The organism is Streptomyces hyderabadensis (assembly GCF_020404845.1).
GTDB classification, from domain to species: domain Bacteria; phylum Actinomycetota; class Actinomycetes; order Streptomycetales; family Streptomycetaceae; genus Streptomyces; species Streptomyces hyderabadensis.
On the sequence record NZ_JAIOJZ010000109.1, the window covers coordinates 1 to 10,213 of the forward strand.

Consider the following 10,213-nt stretch of genomic DNA (forward strand, 5'->3'; position numbering starts at 1 on the left):
CCTGCCCACCTACGCCTTCCAGCGCCGGCACTACTGGTTCGTCCAGGAGCCCGATCACGGCGACGCCGCCGCGCTGGGACTGGATGCGGTGGAGCACCCGCTGCTCGGCGCCGCCGTGCCGCTGGCGGAGACGGACGGTGCCGTGCTCACCGGGCGTCTGTCGACGGCCGCCCAGCCGTGGCTGGCCGACCACCAGGTGCTGGGGGCCGCCCTCTTCCCGCCCGCCGGATTCGCCGAACTGGCCGCCTACGCGGCAGCGGAGACGGGCTGCGTCCGCGTGGCGGGGCTGGAACTGTCCGCGCCGCTGCTCGTGCCGGAGGGCGAGGCGGTCCGGCTCCAGCTCACCGTCGGCTCCCCGGACGACGCGGGCCGCCGAAGCATCGCCGTCCATTCGTGGACCGAGGACCGCGGCTGGCTCCAGCACGCGGCCGGCGACCTCGACGCGGTCGTGGTGGCGCCGGAGCCGTTCGCCTGGCCGCCGGTCGGCGCACGTGAGGTCCAGGTCGCCGACGTCCCCGGAGTGCGGACGGCCTGGCGGTCCGGCGAGGAGCTGTACGCCGAGGTCGTACTGCCCGAGGAGTACGGGGAGCCCGACGGGTACGGGATGCACCCGGCGCTGCTCGCCGTGGCGACGCGGCTGGCGGGTCTCGACCGTACGGACAACGTGCAGCCCGTCACCTGGGGCGGCCTGACGGTGCACGGCCCGGCCGGACGGGAGGTCAGGTTCCGGGTGCGTCCCGGCACCGGTGACGGTGGGGGCCGTACTCCCGCCGTCACGGCGACGGACCCGTCGGGCCGTCCCGTGCTGACGGTCGCCGAACTGGGTCTGCGGCCGGTGTCGGCGACGGCCTACGCCACCGCCCTCGCGCCGGACGCCCTGCTGCGGGTCGAATGGCGCGCCGAACCCGGCGCCGCGCTGGTCGCCCCGGTCGTACTCGGACCCGAGGGCGACCTGGACGCCCTGGACGTGCCCGTGCCCCCGCTGGTGCTGTACCGGTGCCCCGAGACGGACGCGGACGAGGCGACGCGGACGACGCTCGCGCTGGTCCGGCGCTGGCTGGCGGACCCCCGGTGCGCCGGGAGCAGGTTGATGTTCGCCACCCGGAACGCCGTACGGGTCGACGCCGAGCGCGTGGACCCGGGGCAGGCCGGAGTCTGGGGGCTGATCAGGGCGGCCGAAGCCGAGCACCCCGGCCGGTTCGCGCTCGTGGACCTCGACGAGGACGCCGAAGCGCTGGTGCCCGCGGAGCAGTCCGAGTCCGCCGTACGGGCCGGTGAGGTCCACCGGCCCGGGCTCGCCCGGGTGCCGGCCGCAGCCACCGCCGCGTCCCCGCTGCGGAAGGGCGGTACCGTCCTGCTCACCGGTGAGCGTGCCGTCGGCGAGCTGTTGGCCGGGCACCTCGCCGAGGCCCACGGTGTCACGCCGGTCTTCGCCACCCCGGAGAACGTCGCCGACCTGGTGGCCGGGTGCGAGGATCTGACGGCCGTCGTCCATGTCGTTCCGCACCGGGGCGACGGGCCGGTCGCCGCGGTCGAACCGGGGCGGCACCCGCTCGCGCCCCTCGACGAGGTCCGGGAGCTGGACCGGCTCACCCGTGCCCGCGACGTGGACGCCTTCGTCGTACTGACCTCCTCCGCCGGGCTGCTGCACGGCGCGGGACTCGCCGTGACCGCCGCCGTCGCCGGGGCCCTCGACGCCCTGGTGGCGAACCGGGCCGCCGAGGGACTGCCCGGACTCTGCCTCGCCTACGGGCCCTGGGCGGCCGACGCCGATCCCGCCCACGCGGACCGGATGGCCCGTCTCGGCGTGCCGGCGCTGTCGGCCGAGGAGGGACTGCGGCTCTTCGACCGGGCCCTCGGCGGCTCCGAGGGCTCGCTGGCCCTGCTGCGGATCGACCCGGAGGCCGTGCGGGCCCAGGGCAGTGCTGCGCCCGCCCTGCTGCGCCGACTGGTCCCGGCCCTGGAGAACAGGTCCGACGGTGTCGCGCTGGCCGCCCGGCTGGCCGGACGGTCCGCCGAGGAACGCGGCCGACTGCTGCTGGACGTGGTGCGGGGCGAGGCCGCCGCCGTGCTCGGCCACGCCTCCGGACAGGCCGTCGACGCCGACCGCGCCTTCCAGGAACTCGGGTTCGACTCGCTGGCGGCGGTCGAGTTCCGCAGGCGGCTCGGCGCGGTCAGCGGCGTCCAGTTGCCCGCCACCCTGGTCTTCGACCACCCGACCTCCCGTGCTGCCGCCGCCTACTTGGACGGCGTCCTGACGTCGGACGACGACGGAGCGGTCCGGCCGGTGCTCGCCGAACTCGACCGGCTCGCCGAGGCGCTGTCCGGACTCGCCGCCGGCCACGAGGAACGGACGGCGGTCACCGCCAGGCTGGAGGCCCTGCTGCGGGGCTGGCGCGACGCGGGCGATCCCGACGCCGCGCCGCCCGCCGACCGGACCGACTACGCGGACGCCTCCGACGACGAACTGTTCCGCCTGCTCGACAACGCGCTCGGTGACTGAGCGATCCATGCCCGCGACCGAACCCCGTGAGGTGACGATGGCCACCGAGGACCGACTCCGCGACTACCTCAAGCGCGCCACCGCTGACCTGCAGCAGTCCAAGCAGCGGGTGCGCGAGCTGGAGGACCGGCGCCACGAACCCGTTGCGATCACCGCGATGAGCTGCCGCTTCCCCGGCGAGGTCGGCTCTCCCGAGGACCTGTGGGAGCTGGTGGCGGCCGGCGACGACGGGATCAGCTTCTTCCCGGAGAACCGCGGCTGGCCGGTCGCCGAGATCTACGACCCCGAACCCGGCGCCCCCGGCCGCAGCTACACCCGCGAGGGCGGGTTCCTGCACGGGGCGGGCGACTTCGACGCCGACTTCTTCCGGATCAGCCCGCGCGAGGCCCGGGACACCGACCCGCAGCAGCGGCTGCTCCTGGAACTCGCCTGGGAGGCCCTGGAACGCGCGCGGATCGACCCCCTCTCCCTCAAGGGCACCCGGACCGGGGTGTACGCGGGCGTCGTCTACCACGACTATCCCGGAGGCGGCGGCACGGGCTCGCTGGCGAGCGTCGCGTCCGGCCGCATCGCCTACACGCTCGGCCTGGAGGGCCCCGCCGTCACCGTGGACACCGCGTGCTCCTCGTCGCTGGTGTCGCTGCACCTCGCCGCACAGGCACTGCGGGCTGGCGACTGCGACCTCGCGCTGGCCGGCGGTGTCACCGTCATGGCGACACCGGACGCCTTCATCGGCTTCAGCCAGGACCGCGGCCTGGCCCCCGACGGGCGGTGCAAGTCCTTCGCCGCGGCGGCCGACGGCACCGGCTGGGGCGAGGGCGCCGGTCTGCTGGTCTTGGAACGGCTGTCGGACGCCCGGCGCGGCGGCCGCCGAATCCTCGCCGTGGTGCGTGGCTCGGCCGTCAACCAGGACGGCGCCTCCAACGGGCTGACCGCCCCCAACGGGCCCGCCCAGCAGCGGGTGATCAGGCAGGCTCTCGCCGACGCCCAGCTCGACCCGCGGGACGTCGACGCCGTCGAGGGGCACGGCACCGGCACCACCCTCGGCGACCCCATCGAGGCCCAGGCCCTGCTGGCGACCTACGGCAAGGACCGCCCCGCCGACCGCCCGCTGTGGCTGGGTTCGGTCAAGTCGAACATCGGGCACGCCCAGGCCGCCTCCGGTGTCAGCGGTGTCATCAAGACCGTGATGGCGATGCGCGCCCGGACCCTGCCCAAGACCCTGCACGTCGACGAGCCGACGCCCAACGTCGACTGGTCGGGCGGCGGGATCCGGCTGCTGACCGAGGCACGGGAGTGGACCGCCGAGGGCCGTCCTCGCCGGGCCGGGGTGTCGTCGTTCGGGCTGAGCGGAACCAACGCGCACGTGATCCTGGAGGAGGCCCCGTCCGCACCCGAGCAGACCGCCCGCACCGGTACCGGCCCGGCCGTCGTGCCCTGGACGGTGTCGGGCCGTGGAGAGGCGGCGCTGCGGACCCAGGCCGCGCGTCTGGCGGCCTTCCTCACCGCGCAGGGAGCGGAGACCGCGCCCGCGGACGTCGGTCTGTCCCTGGCGACGACCCGTGCCGCGCTGGAACACCGTGCCGTCGTCCACGGCACCGACCGGGACGAACTGATGCGCGGCCTGCGGGCATTGGCCGACGGAACGGCGACCGCCACGGTGATGTCGGGGACCGCGCGCTCCGACGCCGTCGTCGCCTTCCTGTTCTCGGGTCAGGGTGCGCAGCGGCTGGGGATGGGCCGGGAGTTGTATGCGTCCTTCCCGGTGTTCGCGGAGGCGTTCGACGCGGCCGTGGCGGAACTCGACCGGCACTTGGAGCGTCCGCTGCGGGAGGTGGTGTGGGGCGAGGACGAGGGGCTGCTGGAGCGGACGGTGTTCACCCAGGCCGCACTGTTCGCGTTCGAGAGCGCCCTGTTCCGCCTGTGGGAGTCGTGGGGTGTCACCCCGGACGTACTCGTGGGTCACTCGATCGGTGAGCTGACGGCGGCCTATGTCGCCGGGGTCTGGTCGCTCGAAGACGCGGCGCGTCTGGTGGCGGCACGAGGCCGGTTGATGGACGCACTGCCCGAGGGCGGTGCGATGGTCGCGGTGGAGGCCACCGAAGACGAGGTCGCACCGCACCTGGGCGATGGGGTGTCGTTGGCGGCGGTCAACGCGCCGGGCTCGGTGGTGCTGTCGGGTGAGGAGAAGGCCGTCCTGGCGGTGGCGGAGCGTTTCGCCGACCGTCGTACTCGCCGTCTGCGGGTCTCGCACGCCTTCCACTCCCCGCTGATGGAGCCGATGCTGGCCGACTTCGAGGCGGTCGCCCGTGAACTCACGTACGCGGCACCCAGGTTGCCGATCGTCTCGACGGTCGGGCCGGACGTCGACCTGGCCGGTCCCGCCCACTGGGTGCGTCAGGTCCGTGAAGCCGTCCGGTTCGCCGACGCCGTGGCCGAGCTGGCCGCGCAGGGCGTGACCCTCTGTGTCGAGATCGGCGCCGACGCGGTGCTCTCGGGGCTGACCGGGGAGACCGCCGCCGTGCCCGCACTGCGCGGGGACCGGCCGGAGACCCGGTGTCTCGTCGATGCGCTGGGCCGCGTCCACGTCGAGGGCGTCGCCGTCGACTGGGCCGCGTACTTCGCCGGGAGCGACGCCCGCACCGTGGACCTCCCCGTCTACGCCTTCCAGCGGCGCCGGTTCTGGAACGACGAGCCGCCCGCCACCACGACGCCCACGGACCCGGCGTCGGTCGACTCCGAGCTGTGGGGACTGGTCGAGCAGGCGCCCGCGGCCGAACTCGCTCGGCAGCTCGGCGTGGACGAGGACGAGCTCGACCGCGTACGGCCCGCACTGGCGGGGTGGCGCAGCGAGCGGCGGGCCGGTGCGACCCTCGACACGTGGCGCTACCGGGTGGCCTGGCAGCCGCTGCCGGAGCCGCCCGGGGCCGGGACCGGGCTCGACGGGACCTGGCTGGTCGTCGCCCCGGAGGGCGGGGACACCGAAGCCGTGGCGGCAGCGCTGCGCGAGCGGGGCGCGGACCCCGTGGTCCTCGAACTCGCCGCCGACGACGACCGCGCGGCCCTCACCGAACGGCTGCGCGCCCACGCGACCGCGGCCGGGGTGCTGTCCCTGGCCGGGCTCGACGACCGGCCGCATCCGCTCCACCCCGAGCTGACCCGGGGCTGCGGCGGCACGCTCGTGCTCGTCCAGGCGCTCGGCGACGCCGGCTGCGCCGCCCCGTTGTGGTGCGTCACCTCCGGTGCCGTCGCCGTGGACGGACATGCCGAGGTGACCAGCGTGGCGCAGAGCGCGCTGTGGGGCCTGGGCACCGGTCTGAGCCTGGATCTGCCGCAGACCTGGGGCGGTCTGGTCGACCTGCCGGCCGAGCCGGACCGTACGGCCCTGCTGCGGATGTGTGACGTGATCGCCGGGGCGGCCGAGGAGCAGGTCGCGATCCGGGGCAACGGTGCCTTCGGCCGGCGGATGGTACGCGGCCGGGACGAGCCGGGGGCCGGGCCCGCCGAGCCGTGGCGTCCGCACGGCACCGTCCTGGTCACCGGCGGCACCGGCGGGCTCGGCGCCCGGCTGGCCCGGACCCTGGCCCGCGAGGGGGCCGACCACCTGGTCCTGGCCAGCCGCCGGGGGGCGGCCGCCGCCGGGGCCGCCGCGCTGGAGGCCGAGCTGACCGCCGCCGGGGCGGCCGTCACGTTCGTCGCCTGCGACATCGCCGACCGGGACGAGGTGGAACAACTGCTTGCGGAGCTTCCCGCGCGCCACGACGCGCCGCTCACCGCGGTCTTCCACACCGCGGGCGTGTCACAGCCCGTCACGGCGCCGGACGAGACGGCCGTCGCGGACCTCGCCGAGGTGGCGCGCGCCAAGGTGCTCGGCGCCCGGCACCTCGACGAACTGCTGGACGACCGGCCGGGCGACCGCCCGCTGGAGGCCTTCGTGCTGTTCTCCTCCGGCTCGGCGGTGTGGGGCAGTGCGGGACAGGCCGGCTACGCCTCGGCCAACGCATGGCTGGACGGCCTCGCCCACGCCCGGCGGGCGCGCGGCCTGGCGGCGACCTCGTTCGCCTGGGGGCCCTGGGACGGCGGCATGGTCGACGACCGGCTGGCCGAACGGCTGCGGCGCATCGGCACCCCGCCGCTCGACCCCGCCCTCGCGGTGCGGGCGGTCGGCCGGGAGCTGGCCGGACCGGAGAGCCATCCGGTGATCGTGGACTTCGACTGGGCGGCGTTCGCGCCCACCTACACCCTCGCCCGGCCGCGGCCCCTGCTCGACGCCCTGCCCGAGGTTCGCGCCGTCCTGTCCGAGCCCGAGGGCCCGGCGACCGCCGCGGCGGACTCCGACCTGCCCGCCCGGCTTGCCGCGGCGTCGCCGGACGAGCAGCATGACCTGCTGCTCGACCTGGTGCGCGGCCAGGTGGCGGCGCTGCTCGGCTACCCCGACGCCGCGGAACTGGAGACCGCCCGCGCCTTCAACGACCTCGGCTTCGACTCGGTCTCGGCCGTGGACCTGCAGCGGCGCCTGAGTGCGGCGACCGGCCGGAAGCTGCCGGCCACCCTCGTGTTCGACCACGCGAGCCCGGAGGCGGTCGCCGCCTTCCTGCGGTCCGAGCTGCTGGGGGCCGACTCGGCCGCCGGCGTGCTGCCCGCCCTCGCCGACATCGACCGGCTCGAACAGACCGTCCCCGGCCTGCCGTCGGACGACCGCTCCCGTATCACGGCACGGCTGCGGGCCCTGCTCGCCCGGCTGGAGGGCACCGAGCACGACGCCGGCACCCGGCTCGAAGGGGCCTCCGCGGAAGAGGTCCTCGACTTCATCGACAAGGAACTCGGGCTCGTCTGACGGGCGTTCGACATAAGGACTGAGATGGCAGACGACGCCAAGATCCTCGACTACCTCAAGCGGGTCACCGCCGACCTGCAGGAGACCCGGCTCCGCCTGCGGCAGGTCACCGAACAGGCCGCGGAACCCATCGCCGTCGTCGGGATGGGCTGCCGCTTCCCGGGCGGGGTGACCAGCCCGGAGGAGCTGTGGCGCATGGTGGCCGACGGGCGCGACGCGATGCGTCCCTTCCCCACCGACCGCGGCTGGGACGTCGAGGGCCTCTACGACCCCGACCCCGACCGGCCCGGGACCAGCTACGTCCGGGAGGGCGGCTTCCTCGACTCGGTCGCCGAATTCGACGCCGGGTTCTTCGAGATGAGCCCCCGGGAGGCGGTGGCGACCGATCCGCAGCAGCGGCTGCTGCTGGAGGTCGCCTGGGAGACGCTGGAGCGCGCCGGACTCGATCCGCGGACCCTGCGCGGCGCACCGGTCGGGGTCTTCGCCGGTTCCGGCATCCGCGACTACGGCGACCACCTGGCGACACTGCCGGAGGACACCGGCGCGCACATCGCCACCGCGCAGGCCGCCTCGGTGATCTCGGGCCGCATCTCCTACACGCTGGGCCTCGAAGGCCCCGCGGTGACCGTCGACACCGCCTGTTCCTCTTCGCTGGTCTCACTGCACCTGGCGGTGCAGGCGCTGCGGCAGGGCGACTGCACCCTGGCGCTGGCGGGCGGCGTGATGGTGATGTCCAGCCCCGAGCCGTTCGTCGCGTTCAGCCGGCAGCGGGGCCTGGCGGCCGACGGCCGCTGCAAGGCGTACGCGGACGGCGCGGACGGCACCGGATGGGCCGAGGGCGTCGGCATGCTGCTGCTGGAGCGGCTGTCGGACGCGCGGCGCAACGGGCACCAGGTGCTGGCGGTCGTCAAGGGCTCCGCCGTCAACCAGGACGGTGCCTCCAACGGGCTGACCGCGCCCAGCGGTCCGGCCCAGCAGCGGGTCATCCGGCAGGCCCTGGCCAACGCGGGGATCCCCGCGGACGGTGTCGACGCGGTGGAGGGACACGGCACCGGCACCACGCTGGGCGACCCGATCGAGGCGCAGGCGCTGCTGGCGACCTACGGTCAGGAGCGGCCCGCGGACCGGCCGCTGTGGCTGGGTTCGCTGAAGTCGAACATCGGGCACGCGCAGGCCGCGGCCGGGGTGGGCGGTGTCATCAAGATGGTGATGGCGCTGCGCAACGCCGTCCTGCCGCCCACCCTGCACGTGGACCGGCCCTCCCGGCACGTCGACTGGGACTCCGGCGACGTCCGGCTGCTCACCGAGACCGTGCGGTGGCCGGAGGCCGGACGCCCGCGCCGGGCCGCGGTGTCGGCCTTCGGGCTCAGCGGCACCAACGCCCACGTCATCCTCGAACAGGCACCGGAGCCCGAGCCCGAGCCGGAACGGACCGCACCCGCGCCGGCCGTACTGCCCTTCGTCTTCACCGGCCGGACCCGGCAGGCCGCCCTCGACCAGGCCGCCCGGCTGGCCGGGCACCTGGCCGACGGCGGCCTGGTCGGCCGGGAACCCGCCGACGTCGCGCACGCCCTGGTCACCACCCGGACGGCGTTCCCGCACCGGACGGTGCTCATCGGGGAGGGCACGCTTCCCGAGGGCGCCGACGACCCGGCCTTCCACGCGGTGAACGGCACGGCCGCGCCCAAGCGCCGTACCGTCTTCGTCTTCCCCGGCCAGGGCTCGCAGTGGACCGGCATGGCGGTCGAACTGCGCGACACGTCACCGGTTTTCGCGCGACGGCTCGACGAGTGCGCCGAGGCGCTGTCCGCGTTCGTGGAGTGGGACCTGGCCGCCGTGCTGCGCGGCGATCCGGGTGCCCCGTCGCTGGAGGACGTGGACGTCGTCCAGCCCGCGCTGTGGGCCGTCATGGTCTCCCTGGCGGAGCTGTGGCGCTCGTTCGGCGTCGAACCGTCCGCCGTCGTCGGCCACTCGCAGGGGGAGATCGCGGCCGCCTGCGTGGCCGGCGGCCTGTCGCTGCGCGACGGCGCCCGCGTGGTCGCGCTGCGCAGCCGTCTGATCCGCCGGAACCTGGCGGGCAAGGGCGGCATGATGTCGGTGGCGCTGTCCGGCGACGAGGCCGACGCCCTGCTCGGCGAACGGCCCGGGGGGCTGCAACTGGCCGCCGTCAACGGCCCGCGCTCGGTGGTCGTGTGCGGCCCGGGCCCGGAGCTGGACGAACTGGGCGAGCGGCTCGCCGCCCGGGACGTGCGGTTCCGCCGCATCCCCGTGGACTACGCCTCGCACTCGGTGTTCGTCGAGGAGATCGAGGAGCAGCTGCTGGCCGACCTGGCCGAGGTGCGCCCGCGGGAGTCGACGGTGCCGTTCTACTCGACGGTGACGGGCACCCTGCTGGACACCCGGGAGCTGGACGCCGGGTACTGGTACCGCAACCTGCGCCGCACCGTCCGCTTCGAGGAGACCGCCCGGCTGCTGCTGGCCGAAGGCCTCGACCTGTTCGTCGAGGCGAGCCCGCACCCCGGGCTGCTCGTCGGCCTGGACGACATCATCGGACCCGACGGCTCCGCGGGCACCGTAGGCACCCTGCGCCGCGACGACGGCGGCGCACGGCGGCTCGCCACCTCCCTCGCCGAGGCCTGGGTGCTCGGCGCACCGGTCCGCTGGCAGGAGTGGTTCGCCGGGTTCCCGGCCCGGCCGGTGGACCTGCCCACCTATCCCTTCCAGCGGGAACGGCACTGGCTGACCGCGGGCACCGGCGTCGCCGACGTGGCCGCGGCGGGCCTGGAACCGGCGGCGCACGCCCCGCCCGGCGCGGGCGCGACCCTCGCCGGGACCGGCGGGGGGGGGGCGGCCCGGGCGGGGGCCGGGAGACG

General features: G+C 75.5%; 3 protein-coding genes. All 3 read left to right on the forward strand.

Annotated elements, in window-relative coordinates; all coding sequences use genetic code 11:
• A partial coding sequence (locus K7854_RS36830) for a SpnB-like Rossmann fold domain-containing protein (protein ID WP_226030913.1) occupies window positions 1-2,503 on the forward strand: 2,503 nt, incomplete at its 5' end.
• 37 nt (window positions 2,504-2,540) lie between these two features.
• Window positions 2,541-7,340 carry a type I polyketide synthase gene (locus K7854_RS36835; RefSeq protein WP_226030915.1) on the forward strand — a complete coding sequence of 1,600 codons (4,800 nt, stop codon included), beginning with the start codon at window positions 2,541-2,543 and terminating at the stop codon, window positions 7,338-7,340.
• Window positions 7,341-7,364: 24 nt separating this feature from the next.
• The coding region (locus K7854_RS36840) for a type I polyketide synthase (RefSeq protein WP_226030914.1) at window positions 7,365-10,213 on the forward strand (2,849 nt) is incomplete at its 3' end.

What these genes read in the sequence shown, in the direction of transcription:
- K7854_RS36835 (WP_226030915.1), top strand. Translation starts at nt 2,541, where the DNA reads ATGGCCACCGAGGACCGACTCCGCGACTACCTCAAGCGCGCCACCGCT.